Origin of the sequence: Prosthecobacter debontii (assembly GCF_900167535.1) — a bacterium.
In the GTDB taxonomy this organism is placed as follows: Bacteria; Verrucomicrobiota; Verrucomicrobiia; order Verrucomicrobiales; family Verrucomicrobiaceae; genus Prosthecobacter; species Prosthecobacter debontii.
The window spans coordinates 228,740-245,028 of sequence record NZ_FUYE01000008.1 but is presented as its reverse complement, the minus strand read 5'-3'; the positions used below and the strand labels follow the sequence as shown (position 1 = coordinate 245,028).

13 protein-coding genes and 1 pseudogene are annotated in these 16,289 nt (G+C 55.0%); 7 read left to right on the top strand and 7 right to left on the bottom strand.

The window, feature by feature from the left end; genetic code table 11:
• Positions 1-618 precede the first annotated feature (618 nt).
• The 3 genes from B5D61_RS13840 to B5D61_RS13830 form a co-directional block, all read right to left on the bottom strand.
• Positions 619-2,238 (bottom strand): CTP synthase, encoded by a 1,620-nt coding sequence (locus B5D61_RS13840; protein ID WP_078814036.1) that lies wholly within the window; start codon positions 2,236-2,238, stop codon positions 619-621.
• 33 nt (positions 2,239-2,271) lie between these two features.
• Positions 2,272-3,030, bottom strand: a complete 759-nt coding sequence (gene kdsB / locus B5D61_RS13835; protein WP_245846542.1) for a 3-deoxy-manno-octulosonate cytidylyltransferase — start codon at positions 3,028-3,030, stop codon at positions 2,272-2,274.
• A 133-nt stretch (positions 3,031-3,163) separates the two neighbouring features.
• Positions 3,164-3,934 (bottom strand): NYN domain-containing protein, encoded by a 771-nt coding sequence (locus B5D61_RS13830; RefSeq protein ID WP_078813958.1) that lies wholly within the window; start codon positions 3,932-3,934, stop codon positions 3,164-3,166.
• Between the two features lie 891 nt (positions 3,935-4,825).
• Between B5D61_RS13830 and B5D61_RS13825 the strand changes: the two genes are divergently transcribed.
• The 6 genes and pseudogenes from B5D61_RS13825 (at position 4,826) to B5D61_RS13800 (ending at position 10,374) form a co-directional block, all read left to right on the top strand.
• Positions 4,826-5,824 (top strand): hypothetical protein, encoded by a 999-nt coding sequence (locus tag B5D61_RS13825; protein ID WP_078813957.1) that lies wholly within the window; start codon positions 4,826-4,828, stop codon positions 5,822-5,824.
• A complete protein-coding gene (locus B5D61_RS13820; RefSeq protein ID WP_078813956.1) occupies positions 5,821-6,606 on the top strand; it encodes a hypothetical protein in 786 nt (261 codons plus the stop codon). The genes B5D61_RS13825 and B5D61_RS13820 overlap by 4 nt, the downstream gene beginning before the upstream one ends.
• A gap of 82 nt (positions 6,607-6,688) precedes the next feature.
• Positions 6,689-7,039: pseudogene (locus tag B5D61_RS27080) on the top strand (nuclear transport factor 2 family protein).
• A 1,680-nt stretch (positions 7,040-8,719) separates the two neighbouring features.
• A complete protein-coding gene (locus tag B5D61_RS26330) occupies positions 8,720-8,878 on the top strand; it encodes a hypothetical protein (protein ID WP_176159426.1) in 159 nt (52 codons plus the stop codon).
• A gap of 109 nt (positions 8,879-8,987) precedes the next feature.
• A complete protein-coding gene (locus tag B5D61_RS13805) occupies positions 8,988-10,007 on the top strand; it encodes a YihY/virulence factor BrkB family protein (protein WP_217698978.1) in 1,020 nt (339 codons plus the stop codon).
• A gap of 118 nt (positions 10,008-10,125) precedes the next feature.
• Positions 10,126-10,374 (top strand): hypothetical protein, encoded by a 249-nt coding sequence (locus B5D61_RS13800; protein ID WP_139373254.1) that lies wholly within the window; start codon positions 10,126-10,128, stop codon positions 10,372-10,374.
• 55 nt (positions 10,375-10,429) lie between these two features.
• On the opposite strand, the gene B5D61_RS13795 is transcribed toward B5D61_RS13800, so the two are convergent.
• The 4 genes from B5D61_RS13795 to B5D61_RS13780 all read right to left on the bottom strand — a co-directional run bounded on the left by B5D61_RS13795 (position 10,430) and on the right by B5D61_RS13780 (position 15,166).
• Complete coding sequence (locus tag B5D61_RS13795) at positions 10,430-10,999, bottom strand: DUF4112 domain-containing protein (protein WP_078813952.1); 570 nt, start codon at positions 10,997-10,999, stop codon at positions 10,430-10,432.
• A 94-nt stretch (positions 11,000-11,093) separates the two neighbouring features.
• On the bottom strand, positions 11,094-11,765 hold the full coding sequence (locus B5D61_RS13790; protein ID WP_078813951.1) for an RNA polymerase sigma factor: 672 nt from the start codon (positions 11,763-11,765) through the stop codon (positions 11,094-11,096).
• 121 nt (positions 11,766-11,886) lie between these two features.
• A complete protein-coding gene (locus tag B5D61_RS13785) occupies positions 11,887-13,566 on the bottom strand; it encodes a ribulokinase (protein ID WP_078813950.1) in 1,680 nt (559 codons plus the stop codon).
• A 244-nt stretch (positions 13,567-13,810) separates the two neighbouring features.
• A complete protein-coding gene (locus tag B5D61_RS13780; RefSeq protein ID WP_217698977.1) occupies positions 13,811-15,166 on the bottom strand; it encodes an SGNH/GDSL hydrolase family protein in 1,356 nt (451 codons plus the stop codon).
• A gap of 106 nt (positions 15,167-15,272) precedes the next feature.
• On the opposite strand from B5D61_RS13780, the gene queA reads away from it, so the two are divergent.
• Positions 15,273-16,250, top strand: coding sequence for a tRNA preQ1(34) S-adenosylmethionine ribosyltransferase-isomerase QueA (gene queA, locus B5D61_RS13775; RefSeq protein WP_078813949.1), 978 nt, complete (start codon positions 15,273-15,275; stop codon positions 16,248-16,250).
• The last annotated feature ends 39 nt before the right edge of the window (positions 16,251-16,289 follow it).

The window sequence follows — 16,289 nt, the reverse complement described above, 5'->3', positions numbered from 1 at the left end:
CGATAGTCTTAAAAGACTCCACCTGAATGATGTCGGGTCATATCATCGGTTGGTTCTAGGGTGTGACCTCGCCATTGGGCGCTTGCATTTCCGAAAGTTAATCCACCCGATGAGGGGAGTGAGAAAGACTAACAAAAAACGTGTTTCACGATATCGGCAGAACTTGAAGGCTAGAGGGTGGAGATGATGCGGGGGCGGAAGACATCGTCAGACCTTGGGGAATACCGGAGTTGCGGGCAGGAGTGCCCGCATCACTTGACGGTGCGCAGTGCTCCCAAGGAGTCGGGGCGGCTCGCCCCAGACCTTTCATCACGGATGACGCGTCAGGTCGTGCTGCGCACGAATGCAGCCGAGGTGCCTCCATACCCAGTGAGGCTACCGCCTGCTTTTGTAGTCAGTTGTGTCCACTCGCTCGCGGTTTTGTGCAGCGGGATGATTTTGAAACACAATGTGTTAGGTCGCTGGGGTCGGGCCTTTATCGACAAACGGAAAAAGGTCTGCCAAACGGGATGGGACCGTTTGGTTCGGTGGTCCTGCGAGTCCCCAATAGAACAGCGGCGTCTCCCGGAGATCGGGATGACGCCGCTGCGTAGAAAGTTCGGTCTGAGTCGTCGAGGCTTAGGCCAGCTCTTCGGGAGTACCGTGGTGCTGGAGGGCAGCCTGAACGAAGCCACGGAAGATCGGGTGCGGATCGTTGGGCTTGCTGCTGAATTCGGGGTGGAACTGGCAGGCGACGAAGAAGGGGTGGTTCGGCAGTTCGATGGTCTCGGCCAGCTCGCCTTTCTCAGAGACGCCGCTGATGACGAGGCCATTGGACTCGAGCTGGTCTTTGAACTCGTCATTGACCTCATAACGATGGCGATGACGCTCGTTGATGGTGGTTTCTTGGTAGAGTTCGTTCACCTTGGTGCCCTCGGTCAGTTTGGTGACCCAGTTGCCGAGACGCATGGTGCCGCCGAGCTGCTTCACCTTTTTCTGCTCCTCCATCATGCTGATGACGGGAGCGGGGGTGCCTTTATCAAACTCGGTGCTGTTGGCGTCTTTCAGGCCGCAGACATTGCGGGCAAACTCGATGACGGCGATCTGCATGCCGAGGCAGATGCCAAAGAAGGGAATGCCGGTGCGGCGGGCATAACCTGTGGCGGCGATTTTGCCCTCGGTGCCACGGTCGCCGAAGCCCCCGGGGATGAGGATGCCCTGCAGGCCGCTGAGGTAGATGTCGGGGCCGCCTTTCTCGATGGCCTCGGCGTCCACACGCACGATGTCCACTTTGCAGTCATTGGCTGCGCCAGCGTGGGTGAGTGCCTCGTAGATGCTCTTGTAGGCGTCTTGGAGTTCGATGTATTTGCCCACAACACCGATGCGCACGTGGTGGGTGGGGTGAATGACGCGCTGGACGAAGTGGCGCCACTTGCTGAGATCGGGCTCCTGCGTGGTGAGGTTGAGCTGCTTGCACACAACGTCGTCAAAACGCTCTTCGTGCAGTTTCAGCGGCACCTCATAGATGCTGTGTTTGACGTCGCGGACCTCGATGACGTCCTCGATGGGCACGTTGCCAAAGAGGGAGATCTTTTCACGCACGTCCTGATCCAGTGGATGCTCAGTGCGGCAGAGGATGATGTGGGGGGCGATCCCGATCTCACGCAGCTTGGCGATGGATTGCTGGGTGGGTTTGGTCTTCAGTTCCTGAGCGGCCTTGATGTATGGCACGAGGGTGGCGTGGACGAAGAGCACATTGCCCTGGCCCATCTCATGACCGAACTGACGGATGGCCTCCAGGAAGGGCAGGCCTTCGATGTCACCGACGGTGCCGCCGATCTCGGTGATGATGACGTCGGCGGTCATCTTGGAGGCAACTTCCTTGATGCGGTCTTTGATCTCGTTGGTGACGTGCGGGATGACCTGCACGGTGCGGCCCTGGTATTTACCAGCACGTTCTTTAGCCAGCACGCTCTGGTAAACCTGACCGCTGGTAAGGTTGTTCAGGCGGGAGAGATTGGTGTGGGTGAAGCGCTCGTAGTGGCCGAGGTCGAGGTCGGTCTCAGCGCCGTCATCGAGCACATACACTTCACCATGTTCGTAAGGGTTCATGGTGCCCGGATCGATGTTCAGATACGGGTCAAACTTCTGCATGATCACCTTCAGCCCCCGCAGCTCCAGCAGGGTGCCGAGCGCCGAAGCGGCCAGACCCTTGCCCAAGGAGCTGACGACGCCTCCGGTGACAAAGATGTACTTCATGGGCTGGTTTTGTTGGGAGGTAGGCATGGTCGGTCAGGGGGAGGGTTGGGAAAGGAGTTGCTGTTCGATGGCGGCGGCCTGCTCGGGGGTATCCACGCCGGGCGAGAGGTCGTCCGTGAGCACGATGCGCAGGGGAACGCCGTTTTCCACGGCACGCAATTGCTCAAGGGACTCCGTCTGCTCCAGCCGGGAGGGCGGCCAAGCCACGAACTGAAAGAGGAAGCTCCGCTGGAAGCCGTAGATGCCCAGATGGCGGTAGTGACGCACACCGGCCGTGGCATTGCGCACGTAGGGCAGGGGCGAGCGGGAGAAATACAGCGAGTCGCCTTTCACATCAAAGACCACCTTCACCACATTCGGGTCGGTGACCTGGGCGGCATCGTGGATCGGCGCGGCAGCGGTGATCATGCGCACCTGGGGCTCGCGCCGCAGGACAATGGCGAGTTCGTCAATGAGGGCTGGGGAGATGAGCGGTTCATCGCCCTGGACATTGATGATGGTGCGGTGATCGGGAAACGAACGAGCGGCCTCAGCGATGCGATCCGTGCCACTGGGGTGATCGGGCGAGGTCAAGACGGCACGCGCGCCAAAGGAGGCTGCGGCTTCGGCGATGCGCTCGTCATCGGTGGCGATGATGATGTCGTCCACTTCACGACAATCCTGGCAACGCTCCCAGACATGCTGAACCAGCGGCTTTCCCGCGATGAGATGAAGCGGTTTGCCAGGGAAGCGTGTCGATCCCCACCGAGCGGGGATCGCGACGAGAGTGCGTTGGTTTTCGGAATCGGCCAAGGGTGGTGACAGGGCAGTTCCTCTGAGATGGCGCGGAGGGGCGGGACGTGCAAGGGGAATGATGCAGCGGAGAAGCGCCGGTTTCTGTCCCACAGTGCTGTTTTTTGAGCGTCGCGAAGGAAAGGTTTCCGCTTCAGCGGATGGCCTGGGCAGAGGTGGCGGGCGAGTGCGTTTTACCATTCTTCCGGACCCATCTGACGGAGCAAGTGGGCTTCCCCCCGGTGCTTGGGATATTTCGGACTTCGAAAAGATCCACCGCATTGAAAAGATCGCTGAGTTTTTTAAAACCATAGTTTCGGCAATCGAATGAATCTTGGTTCGAGATGTGTTGGCCGACTCCTCCCAACACCGCCCAACCATCATCGCCTTCGTTTGCCTCCACGGCGCTACGCAGCATGTTCATCAGTTTGCAGTCTTGCTTTAAAATCCGACCCTCGGTGGGGGCTTTGGCCGATTGGGTCGTGGTCAGGCTTTCATCCAAGAACAAGAAACGTGTGCAGCTATTCACAAACGGGGCGGGAGCCTTTTGCTGCCCAAATCCAATGACCTGCCTGCCCTCTGCACGCAGCCGGAGGACGAGCGGAGTGAAATCACAATCTGACGAGACTAAACAAAAGGTGCCCACATTCTTGGTGTAGAGAATGTCCATTGCCTCGATGAGCAAGGCCATGTCAGAGCCATTTTTCCCCTTCACCAGATCAAAGTGCTGAACCGGGCAGATGGCATATTCGAGGAGCATTTTCTCCCAGCCCGCGAGTTCCGGTTTCTTCCAGTTACCATAGGCACGGCGGATATTCACGACACCATAGGAGGCTAACTCACTGATGATGAATTGAATTTTCGCCGCCGGGGTATTGTCGGCGTCAATAAGTAAAGCGATGTTTTCGGAAGAGGGAGTATTCATGGGGTAAAGCTATATCGAGTTAGCTCAAAGCGAGAGAATGCATGTGCGAACGATAGACATCGTTATATTATAAAGTGAGTGGGCTTTTCTAGCTGGGGTCGTTTTAACGGGATGTGTCTTAGAAGGCAGTCGCTGCAATCTTGGCCTTTCGCGTTAAGCGCAAAGTCAAAAGGGCGCCCAAGAGACCGATGAAGCCGCCAAGGTAACTCGCATTGTGGATGTAACCGACGCGGATGAAGGCGAGCAGATTCTTAACTGTATCCAAAGTCCAGGGTTAAAGCTGGCTAAATGCCAGGAGTGCGGATAAAAGGCCCTAAGCTAACTTTGAAGTCGAAGGAAACTCCCATAAGCCCGGTGCCGAAACACCGCGTCAAATCCCTCGCCGCAATGCCACTACCCCTTTGTTCTCATTCCTGACAACTCCTTCCATGCTATTTTTAGTCTTACCATCACAAAAGGCTTGGTAAAACCTCCCGGATCGATATTTTGCAAGGGATACGGTTGGGTCTAGCTCAGCCATGACAGTGAAAGACATCTGCTAGCATTTTTTTATGATCCCAGAAGACCATTTATACGAGAACACCGATTGGGAGTCGCCTCCATCTTGTAAGTGCGGCCAGATATCTGACGCTTGCAAAGAGGGATTTCTCTTCGCGAGCAGATTCAACGAAGGTGGCCAAACCATGCTCTACATTATGCCTACCAGATCCGACGGCACTATTGCCAGATCAAAGGGTATCATGATTTCGTACTGTCCGTGGTGTGGAGATCGCATCACCGGCAATCGACGCATAGCACGATCATGACCACAACGCCAATAGATGGCGAACAAGGCGGTGGAGGCAACTCCGCAGAGCTTCGTGTCTCATCTTGATCGTTCGCCACAAAAACATGGCCAAAGAATCTCCCCTATTTCAGAGCTCCCTCGAACTCTTTGCGCACGCTATTGAACATTTCAATGGCGGAGCCGAGCTGGATCGGAAGCTGGCGATCCTTCACCTAGCGAATAGCGTAGAACTGATTTTCAAGGATCTACTTCTTGATCTCGATGTGTCGATTTTTAAGGGAGCCAAGGAGACAATTTCGATTCATGGCGCGATCAAGGAACTTAAAGACAAGAACGTTCCGCTTCCGTATCTCAACAAGGTTGAACTTTTGATTGATGAGCGGAACGCTCTTCAGCATCGATATGGCTCGCCGAATGAACTCACCACGATTTTCTACATGGAATCGACCTACGAGTTCATGAAGAGCCTGCTTCAAGCTCAGTATGATTTGGATCTTGATGAGGTGTTACCACAGTTCACCAATGCGGCCGATATAGAAGCGTTCCGACTCAGAAAGCCTCGTGAGGAGAAGGAGCTGGAAGGACTGAAGAAGGTGTCGAAGGTCCATCCATTGGGTGCCTTCCTTGCGGCATACAACTACCTTGATACAGTCATCCGGAAGTTTTCCTCGGAAGTCTCTCAAGGTAGAGATCGTATGATGATGATGTCTAGCCGCCCAGTCTCTCTACGGACTGTTGAGCGATATGGAATTGAGGTTCCAAATGATCTTTCCGAGAAGGTCGATGATTTGCGCCAGATGCGGAATCACGTTGCCCACGGGAGAACCGAAGCAAGCCGTGCTGATGTCGAGACTGCAATCAAGGTTGCCGAGGCCGTTGAGAAGTTTCTTAGCGAGCAAGATATTGAGAAGGCTTCACACCTCTACGATGAGTATGAGCGCAAGCGTCAAAGTGAGCAGCCTCGATTCTATGGAGGCGGGGAAGTTGTGTATCGACCCTCCCAGAAGAAAACAATCGGCGAACAAGACGGCGCTGGACAACCCGCTTCCCACTCCGAGTCGGATTCGGAGGGTGGTAACAACCCTCAACACATCGCCCCATGAATGACATCATCCTTCTGATTATTGGCGCCACTGTTGGCGGAGCAATTACCAAGTTAACCGAATTGTGGGTAGAATCCATCAAACGACGAAACGAGGTGAAATCTAGGCCAGTCATATCTAGAATTGAAGATGTTCTTACCTGGCGTTGGGATGGGAAAGCTCTGTTGAAGCGCCTTATCGAGCAAGATAGAGATTTGATCGGTGAAGAGCTTACGCCACTTCGCGAGGGAACGGTTGAGCAATGGGCTCCGGTGTTTATGGCTCATCCAGATGGTTGGGCGCTGCTCACAGCGGGGCCAAAAAATATAGTTGGGTATTGGAGCATAGTTGCTCTCAATGACGATCATTACGCCCTAGCAAAAGCTGGCGAGTTGTTTGATAGCCAAATTAAAACTGATACTGTTGTTCCGTTCGATTTTCCCGGAGTATATAACGCATATTTTTCACATTTAGGTGTCCTTCCCGGCTATCGCCCACATAGACGGAAGCTTATTGAGGCTTTTTACGAGAATCTTGAGCAATTAGCCTCAAAAGGAGTATTTTTTCGAGAAATTTGTGCAAACGCATTTTCTGATGAAGGAATTGAAATATGCAAGGGATTTATGACATACATAGGACCTCACAAAGATTTTGGTCATGTTTATTCTTTACCGCTATTTCCTTGGCCGAAGAGGCTACAGCACAAGAGGTGGCATGAACTAGAGCGACTGTATCAGAAAGCGTATCAAGAACACAAGAACGAGGCAGAACATGTTAGCAACCGGCGTTCAGTTGGTGCCTGATCCGAGCCGTCAGGCGCATGAGCTGAACTCGAATTCCACCCGCGCGGATGGATCTCGTCAAGCGTAGCCAAGAGAAACGGCGATGTCAGACTTCCATCAATCTATTTTGACGAAGGCAAATGCGGCGATCGCTCAAGGCGACAATGAGTGGTTCCTGTCGTTCTGCACCGAGGACACGGAATGGACGTATGTCGGCGACTAGACGCTTCAGGGGAAGGATGCCGTTCGTCGGTATCTTGAAGCGGCGGAGGAGCCTCCCAACTTTACCGTCACGGCAATGATCGCCGAGGGGGAGTTTGTCACGGCGCTGGGCGACATCACCACGAAAGACAAAGACGGGAAGAGGGTCCATCAATCCTACTGCGACGTCTGGCGCTTCCGCGATGGTCAAATGGCCGAACTCAGGGCTTTCGTCATTCCAACTGAAAGTTAAACGATGAACTCCAATGCCGGTTCAACGGAAACTCGCCTAACCATGCGTTGCGGCGGCTGCGCCGCCTTTCGCTGTCGCTGAGCTTGGGGGCGTTCGGCAAACCAATGCACACTCGACCGTAAGGTGCTTTCAGGCCGTGTTTAAGACCACCATAAAACTCGCATGGCGAAAGTGCCCTACCTTATGCTTCGTCTTTGCGGTCTTCGTTTTTTTATTTCTCACGATACTTCCGATCTTTTTTCCTGGGCCACCCCTCGATGAGAACGACCACCTGCTTGGTCCGACCATAGGCATCGCAGGATTGATTTTGGTTGTAGTCCTTTCAATTTCTCTTCCGGCATTGGTGATTGGATACAGACTAAAAAAGAAGGCATCAGCTAGCAACCGCCATGACTCTTGAATCCAATACACGACGAATGCCGAACAAAACGCTGGTGCCAACCGCCGGGGCTGCTCTGTCGGCCATGCTCCGCCGTGCCTTCATCGTCGCATTCGTTGCATCGACCGTCTTTGCGGCAGATGCGCTCGACGCGACCAAAGTTCCCAGGAGCTTTTCTGAGATTGTTGACTCAAATCCTTCGGCCACTTTCGTTCGGTGCCATGATCATCCCGACATCGTGGCAGTGTATTGCGAGCAAGAGCCCGAGTGGTGGGGACGACTGTCCGTGTATCAGCGGAGCGGTGATGCCGTCGATTGGCAATATTCATATCCAGACTCTTATGAGGAGTTTCGCGGTCACTACGTGGTGAGGTTTCGTTGGATTCCACTGAGACAGGCAGAGAAACCAGTTTTGGAGGTTATCGAGAGCACACACATGGGGAATGGCTCTCTCTGCCTTTGGGAGCTTCGTGGTCGGACGTTGCGACTATTGCTTGAGACGACCGTTCGAGGGAGGTTTTGGGACCCTCCGGCGGCGTTCAGAGTGCCAGAGACCGGTGAGGCGCGTTTCGAGGGCGACCATCTCGCTGTGGACTATCAGAGACCAGCTGGAGAGGAGTTTGATCGAATCCATTTGACCGGTTCGATTCAGATCTCTGACATCGAGGGCAAGGCGATGCCATCTCGCAGGTTTCAGCAGGTTTGCCGATGGGACCCAGCCAAGCGCATATTTTCAGCACAGGCACCCACATCACCATGATCGAGCTACAAGAACCAACCAACGCCGAACAAAACGGATGCAGACAACGGCTGGAAGGCTATCTGTCGTGTCAGCAACGTCTTGCGCTCGCCGTCGCTTGATCCGAGACGTTAGGGCCACTCCACGCTTATGACACACGTTGATCCAGAAGACCAGAAGATGCCCGGACCAAACTGCGAGGCGGTCATCCCTTCTACCCGAGCAGCCAGGGCGTCTTTCGCGCTCGCCATTATCACGTTTGCTGGGAGTGCCGTTTGTATCTTGGGAAGACACGGGCCTCCTGCCGTAATCCTCGTGCTTGCTGGGGTGGCCGGAACTTTGACAAGCGTTCGTGCGTGGCAGATGCGCAAACTCATGATGGAGCGATCCAGAAGATGACAACTTCGCCTAACAAAATCGCTTCACCCAACAGCCACCCGACCTGTCAGTTTGATGTAGCGGCGGAGGTTCTGACGCCCGATTTCCTGCGGACGCCTTCCTCCGGTGGCTGTGGGTGAACTGGTCGTTAGGTGCTGCTATGCGCGTCCTGTAACGAAGACCCGTGAACCCAGCCCTGACAGCACCAGCGGAGTATCGCACTGACACCCGAGCCACGAAGCAAGCATTCCTGTGCATTGCGGAGTTTGTCGTGGTTGCGTTCTTTGCGTCGGCGCTCTATGGCGGAATCGGCTGGCACGAGGCTCTTGGCATTTCGGTGTAAAGGGAGAACGTGGCATACTCCAAGTGGTGACTTTGGTAAGTCACGCTCCTTGCGTGGCACTTTTCAGACAGCCTCTGAGCTTGATGGCGTTAGGTGTCAGCCCAGTGTGATGATCAAATGGACCTGGCTTATCGGGGCAGGCCATCGTTATCCCCCGCCATCACAACTGGACAACCGGAAACAAGGCTGGAAACGATCTCCTGGGATGAATCTCCAGGCCATCCGGGAAAATCGTATCGTGTTCCTGATCCGTGAAACGGTGCAGTCGTTCATTGAGGACAAGGCTCTGCGTCTAGCGGCGGCCTTGGCTTACTATTCGGTCTTTTCCATTGCCCCGCTGTTGGTGATCGCCATCAGCCTTGCTGGTTTAGTATTTGGCGTGGATGCGGTGAAGGGGCAGTTGGAGGATCAGATGCGGAGTTACATTGGCAAGGAGGCGGCCAGTGCTGTTCAGGCTTTGGTGCAGAGTGCGGCTAAGCCTAAAGAGGGGTGGATCGGCACCGTCACGGGGTTTGCAGTTCTATTGCTCGGTGCGTCGGGTGTCTTTGGGCAACTCAAAGACGCCTTGAATACGATCTGGGAGGTGAAGCCTCGCCCTGGGAGTAGCGTTTGGTTGTATATCCAGGAGCGATTGTTGAGCTTTGGCATGGTGTTGGTCATTGGCTTTCTGCTGCTGACCTCCTTGCTGCTCACCACGGCCTTATCGGCCGTAAGTGATCAATTGGGGCGGGTTCTTGGGTTACCTGAGCAAGTTTGGGTGTCATTGGCTTTTGCCATGTCCATGGGGATGGTGACCGGTTTGTTTGCCATCATCTTTAAGGTGTTGCCGGATGCGCAGGTGCGCTGGCGGCATGTGTGGTTGGGGGCCTTTGTCACCGCAGTCCTTTTTGAAATCGGCAAGTTCGCCCTAGGCTTCTATCTGGGGAGGGAGAGCACCGTCTCCAGTTACGGAGCTTCGGCTTCGGTGGTCCTGTTGCTCCTGTGGATCTATTACGCGGCCTGTATCCTTCTTTTGGGGGCAGAGTTCACTCAAGCGTATTCTCGGCTTACGGATCGAAAAGTCAAACCAGCGCCGAATGCAGTGCCTATAACTCGCCAAGAGCGTGAACAGGAAGGTATGGAACCTTGATTTGTAAGAGTCGAAGACGTCCTTTCAATACTTCGCTAAGGGTGAACTTAGCAGTTTGGAAACATTTTTTGTAAAGCCATCCAACCAAGTGGCTAAGCAGATCCGAACTCTAGCGACTATGAAAACACCTCTTGAACATTATTTGTTTGCCATGAGTGGCGAAGACTGGGTTTTGAAACGCGAAGTCGCGGAGCATCCCATGGAAGTTTATATCCATATGGAACGCTCTTCAGCTCTTCAGCACGCTATCCAACGAGTTCGAGAAACTGGAGGAGTGCTCCGAGTTTATGATGTCGAAAACGAGTTTGTCGAACGGCTGGAGTTTCCAAAGATGGGTCGTCTCAAACTCACTGCCTTAGCTGCGTAGTCGGTCGTTGAGGGAAAGACCGACTGACGACATTAAAGGCGTGGGCGATTGGCCATCAGTTAAACAAACCGGTTTGACGAAGAAGCCAAACGTAGAAAGCAAAGAGGGCAAACAGCAGGCCAACCATGAGGCATAGGAAGAAGGCTAAGGCCAGAAACATGCGGAAGGTGCTGCGGCGGACCTCCCGTTGACGACCGGCTTGCCAAGCTTGCAGTAGCCGGAGATTGCGCAGGTTTGATTTGAAGAATGCGCTGACGACCGGGCCACCGAGGGGAAGAAAGTCAAACAGGGTGTTGATGAGCATGTTGCCGCTCATGCGGATGAGCACGGGAATCGACACACCACAGCGGATAGCTTCCACCAGGATGACGAGACCGCCACCCGAAGCCACGCTACTGCCGACTCCGGGGAAAAGGGCGAGAAGAGGATCGAGACCGATTTTGAAATTGGTGCCTGGGATACGCAGCCAATTGTCCAGCCATTTGGCCAGGAATCGCGCCACCTCAGATTCGGTGCCTGGCAGAGATGACAATGTTGAGGGCTCGCTTGAAGATGCCGATGCCACCTTACCCTTGGGAGGAAGGATTTCATCAATGAGGATCCGATCAGGAAGTTCTCCAGGCATAGGCGTCTAAAGATATACGCAACTGCCATGCCTGCCACGGGGATGTGGAGGATGATTCTCAAAGTTTTTTGCCCGAGTTCTGCGTGTGAGCAGCTCAGAGCATGGTGTTCTCGAGGGCCTGGACTTCTTTTTTCACCAGGGCGCCGACGCGATGTTTGGCGAGATAGACCTGAGCGGCATTGATGCCCAGGGCTTCACTGGTTTTCTTCACGCCCCAGCCTTTCATGACGTAGCAGTCAAAGATTTGAAACTGCCGAGGAGAGACCTTGGCTTTAACGCGCTCCAGCGCTGCTGCGGTGATGTTATCGCGCCATTCCTTGTCCCAGATGTTTTCGAGGAGGTTATCCTTTTCGTTGGAAAGGCGATCCAGCGCCAAGTTGCTGGTTTCTTCGGATTCGGAATTTCCCTGATCTGCTAAAGACGGCTGCCGCTTGCGAGCACGGAACACGTCCAGGACACGCCAGCGAGTCATCTGTAGCAGCCACGCCTTGAAGGACCCTGCACGAGGATCATACTGGCCTTTTTGCACCTGTCGGGCGATGGCGATGATGGTCTCCTGAATGACATCAAAGGCTTCCTCGCGGGTGAGGCCGGCTTTCGTCGCCACACTGTAGATGAGCCTCCAGTAGGTCTGGTAAAATTCATTCCAGGTCCTTTGGTCTTCCCAATTGTTCAGGCGCTCAATCAGGCTCTTGCGGGTTTTTTCCCACAAGCCCTTATCTTTCTTAGCATCTTCGGGGATGTCTGGCAGTTCCGGTTCCTCCATTAAGGAGGATTGTCTTCGTTTGAACCCTGCTGTCAAACCCCGTCTGTCAGAGGATAGCCCCCCGTCAGAAAAAAATGTCTCTTTCGCAAAAGATGCTGGAGGGGGCACTTCGACCCAGAAATCAGCTCTGACGGCTGCGAATTTCGAGCAGCTTCTTCATCACATGGCCTAGATTTCCAGACCATTGCGCAGTGCCAAAGGCATCGTGGAGGGTGTGATAAAGCGCATACAATTCAGCATAAACCGCCTGATTCTCAGGAATCGGCTCATAGACCTTTTCACGGGTGGCGGTGACTTTGGCTTGCAAGGTGCCCACATCGGCCACGTCGGCTGCGGCAGCTCCGAAGATCGCGGCACCCAGAGCGCAGGTCTGCTCGCTTTGGCTGACCTTCATGGGTTTCCCGATGATATCGGCGTAACACTGCATCAGAGTGGCGTTTTTGATGGAGAGACCGCCCGTATTGATGATTTCCTCCACCTTCACACCATAGTCTTCCACCCGCTTGATGATGGTTAGGGCGCCAAAAGCCGTCGCCTCAATGTAAGCACGATAGATCTCGTGCGCTTCGGTGTGGAGCGTTTGGCCTAACAAAAGGCCCGTTAAACGGACATCGACAAGCACGGTGCGGTTGCCATTGTTCCAGTCGAGAGCCAGCAGACCTGAGGCACCGGGTTTCTGCGCTGACATGGCTTTTTCCATGGCCACAAACTTCTCTCCTACAGTGCTGCCGTAGCTCTCTGGGACGAGGTGATTGACGAGCCACAGAAAAAGATCCCCCACGGCGCTTTGGCCGGCTTCGATGCCGAAGTATCCAGGGAGCACGGACCCATTGACGATCCCGCACACGCCGGGAATATCCGCTAGAGGTTTGTTCGCGGGTGCGATCATCAGGTCGCAGGTGCTCGTGCCCAGGATTTTGACCAGGGTGCCTTCCTTGATGCCCGCACCCACCGCACCCATGTGCGCATCGAAGGCTCCAACAGAAATTGCGGTGCCTTCTTTGAGTCCGAGCTTAGCAGCCCACTCGGCACACAGGCTACCGGCTTTGACATCTGACGTATGAGCCTCGCCGTAAAGGCGATCCCTCAGATCCGCCAAAGTGGGATCTAGTTGGGAGAGAAACTCCTTGTCGGGCAAACCGCCCCACTCCGCACTAAACATCGCCTTATGGCCAGCGGCACAAACACTGCGTTTCAGCGTGGTGGGCGTGGTGTCACCTGCCAGCACTGCTGGGAGCCAATCGCAATGCTCGACGAAGCTATATGCGGCAGCGAAGACTTCAGGATCAATCCGGCGCAGGCGCAGGATCTTACTCCAGAACCACTCGCTGGAATAAATGCCTCCGCATTTCGCGATGATGTTCGGCCGGATTTGACGAGCCAACTCGGTGATCTCTGCGGCCTCGGCGTAGCCTGTATGATCCTTCCACAGCCAGACCATAGCATTGAGGTTGCCTTTGAATTCTGGCAGCAGGCCGAGGGGGGTGCCGTCCTGATTGACGGGGATCGGTGTGCTGCCTGTGGTATCGATGCCAATGCCAATGACTTGGGCCGGATCGAAACCTGGGATTTTGGTTGCTGCTTGTTCCAGCGCTCCTCGGGTGATGGCCACCATGCCATCCAGGTAATCTTGAGGGTTTTGACGAGCCACATGCGGGTCTTTCGCGTCCAGCAAGACCCCCATTTCTCCGGAGGGGTAGTTGAAAACGGAGGAACCCATTTCTGCACCATTCTCGAGGTCGATCAGAAGGGAGCGGCAGGAGTTGGTGCCGTAGTCGATGCCAAGGGCGTATTGTTTCATGGTCGGTCGGGAAAAAGATAAAGGTCGGTGTGAGTGTAGGGACTGCATCCCACTCGGCGAGCAAAAAACGGACGAGTGGTGTCACCTCAGCAGCATTAGACTTTGGCGGCTTTGGCAAGTCTTTCTCATCTTGACGCCTTGATTCCCCTCAGGTGGAGAGCAGTGGCTGGGTGGAGCTTCCCCCATCATGATCAACATTTCCTGAAGTTCCGGTATCTGAGCTGCGCTGCCGGAATACGCTGAACTACTCGACCAATTCTCCTACCAACAAGATGGCGCCGGGGTAGATGTTCGTGCCGTCGAAGCGTTCAGGTTTGTCGATCTTATTGTTATTCTTTTCGAGAATCTTTGCCTTATCAGGTTGGTCGGGGTGGATCTCGATTTTTACGGTGTGCACGGTGTCAGAGAGATCACTGCCAATCAGTAGGGTATTCAGGCGATGATAAGTACAGTATGCGTCAAAGCGTGGCACGATGCGGGCAGGTTGATCGTCCAACGTGACGATGACCTGACCACAATCAGGGCCTACGAGGTCATAGATGGCGCAGCGGGTGCCTTTGAATTTGAAGGTGATGGTGTCACCTGCTTTGCCTGCCTTGTGCAGATCCTTCATGCGGCTGGCCCAGCGTTTGCCAAAGGGATCATTCGCCAAATCCATCTTGGCAAATCCAGAGGACAGTTTGGCAGCAGAGATGGGCAGCATCTTGGCCTGCTCGTAGTTCGTGGCGATGAATGGCGCGTCCAGCACGTGGGGGGCTGGGGTCTTCGTGGCTTGCTGGATCGGGTCGAGTGATCGAACGATGGCGGCGAGATACAGCTCATGACCCGTCTCGGGGTGAGGGTGCACGCTATCGGGAGCAAAGATAAACTTACCCACCATTGCCTTCTTCTCCTCATCCGTTTTTGGCAGCGGGGCTTTCCACACCAGCGTGCCTTCTTTGGCCAGCTTTGCGACTTCCAGCCCCATGTGAATGGTCGGGATGCCGTAGTGTTCAGCGATCTTTTCCATGGCACTGGCGGAGCGTTGGAACTTGCCCTCCTTTAGCGGTGCCACGAGAGCTTCCGTTACCGTATAGACAAAACAGATGTCGCACTCCGGCAGCGCCTTCCAGGTCTGGCGCACAATGCCCTCCATGCACCTGAAGATCTGTTCGGGGGCAGCTCCGCCATCGTTCACAGCAAATTCCACAAACATGAGATCTGGCTTTTGATCCAAGACATCTTGCTTCAAGCGAAATACCCCCAAGTCTGATCCTGTGCCGCCGATGGCCGCGTGGATTTGGTCGATCTTTGCCTGCGGATAGGTCGTCTGGAAATGTGCCAGTGTCTTAGGCCTCCAGCCCTCTTGGGCTGTGATGCTTCCACCGAGGTAAGCGATTTTCACTTCTGCGCCCGGCTGCTTGACCTTGGCCAAGAAATTCGGCAGACCATTGCGGGGACGGCATTCCTGAGCAGGTGCCAGAGGAAAATCTTCAGCGGCCATCAGAGCTGCCGAGAGGGAGACAAGGCTGAATAAAGTGAGAGCGAGTAAGCGCATGAGGTATCTAGGGTGGAAAGCCTGCTGCGCTTTGGCAAGAGATTCCACTGGTGGAAACGTCATGCTAAGTGCCTTGGGGTTCACGGGGGAAGGGAAGCGACATGCGGTCTTTCGGTTGCTTTACCGGTGGTTTTCGTGGATTCGCTAGAATCACCTGCCACCTCCTGCCGTGCTGACCTCTGATTTTGATTATCACCTGCCACCTGAATTGATTGCCAGTGAGCCGCTGCCGGATCGAGCGGCTTCTCGCATGCTGGTGGTGGATCGGCAGTCGGGCACGATCACGCATCGGATGTTCACGGACTTGCCAGAGTTTGTGCGGGAGGGGGATTTGTTTGTCATGAACAACACGCGAGTGGTCCCGGCTCGATATTTTTCCAATGAAGGCTCGCGCGAGGTGCTGCGTCTGGAGCCACTGACGGCGACGCGCTGGCGCTGTATGGTGAAGCCGGGAAAGAAGTTTCGCATCGGCCACACGGTGGAGATTGGCGAGGCAACGGGGACGGTAGAGCAGATTCTGGAGAATGGCGAGCGTGTCATCCAGTGGGATCGCGAGGTGGATGAGGCGGCGCATGGGCACCTGGCACTGCCGCATTACATGGGCCGGGATGATCAGCCAGCGGATCGGGAGCGTTATCAGACCGTTTTTGCCCAGGCGGCGGGAGCCATTGCAGCCCCAACAGCAGGGCTGCATTTCACACCGGAGATTCTAGCCCAGCTGCCGCATGCCTTTGTGACGCTGCACGTCGGTGTGGGCACCTTTCAGCCCGTGAAGGCGGAAAAAATAGCCGAGCATGTGATGCACAGCGAGCAGTATGAGGTGACTGAGGAGACGGCAGTGGCCATCGGTCAGGCGAAGCGGGTGGTGGCGGTGGGCACGACGGCGATGCGTACGTTGGAGACGGTGGCGCGGGACAATGCCGGGCGGGTAGTGGCCCAGAGCGGTAGCACGGACATCTTCATCTATCCAGGTTATGAGTTTCGCGCCGTGGGGGCGATGCTAACGAACTTTCACCTGCCGAAATCCACGCTGATCATGCTTGTTAGCGCCTTTGCCGGGAAGGAACTGATCTTGCGGGCCTATGAAGAGGCGATCCGAGAGCGGTATCGTTTCTTCAGCTATGGCGACTGCATGCTGATCCTCTGACGCAACAAAAAGGGCCAGCGCTGGGCTGGCCCTGTCGAA

What these genes read in the sequence shown, in the direction of transcription:
- B5D61_RS13830 (WP_078813958.1), bottom strand. Translation starts at nt 3,934, where the DNA reads ATGAATACTCCCTCTTCCGAAAACATCGCTTTACTTATTGACGCCGAC.
- B5D61_RS13800 (WP_139373254.1), top strand. Translation starts at nt 10,126, where the DNA reads ATGAAAACACCTCTTGAACATTATTTGTTTGCCATGAGTGGCGAAGAC.
- B5D61_RS13805 (WP_217698978.1), top strand. Translation starts at nt 8,988, where the DNA reads ATGATCAAATGGACCTGGCTTATCGGGGCAGGCCATCGTTATCCCCCG.
- B5D61_RS13795 (WP_078813952.1), bottom strand. Translation starts at nt 10,999, where the DNA reads ATGCCTGGAGAACTTCCTGATCGGATCCTCATTGATGAAATCCTTCCT.
- B5D61_RS13820 (WP_078813956.1), top strand. Translation starts at nt 5,821, where the DNA reads ATGAATGACATCATCCTTCTGATTATTGGCGCCACTGTTGGCGGAGCA.
- B5D61_RS13790 (WP_078813951.1), bottom strand. Translation starts at nt 11,765, where the DNA reads ATGGAGGAACCGGAACTGCCAGACATCCCCGAAGATGCTAAGAAAGAT.
- B5D61_RS13785 (WP_078813950.1), bottom strand. Translation starts at nt 13,566, where the DNA reads ATGAAACAATACGCCCTTGGCATCGACTACGGCACCAACTCCTGCCGC.
- B5D61_RS13780 (WP_217698977.1), bottom strand. Translation starts at nt 15,166, where the DNA reads ATGACGTTTCCACCAGTGGAATCTCTTGCCAAAGCGCAGCAGGCTTTC.
- B5D61_RS13840 (WP_078814036.1), bottom strand. Translation starts at nt 2,238, where the DNA reads ATGAAGTACATCTTTGTCACCGGAGGCGTCGTCAGCTCCTTGGGCAAG.
- B5D61_RS13825 (WP_078813957.1), top strand. Translation starts at nt 4,826, where the DNA reads ATGGCCAAAGAATCTCCCCTATTTCAGAGCTCCCTCGAACTCTTTGCG.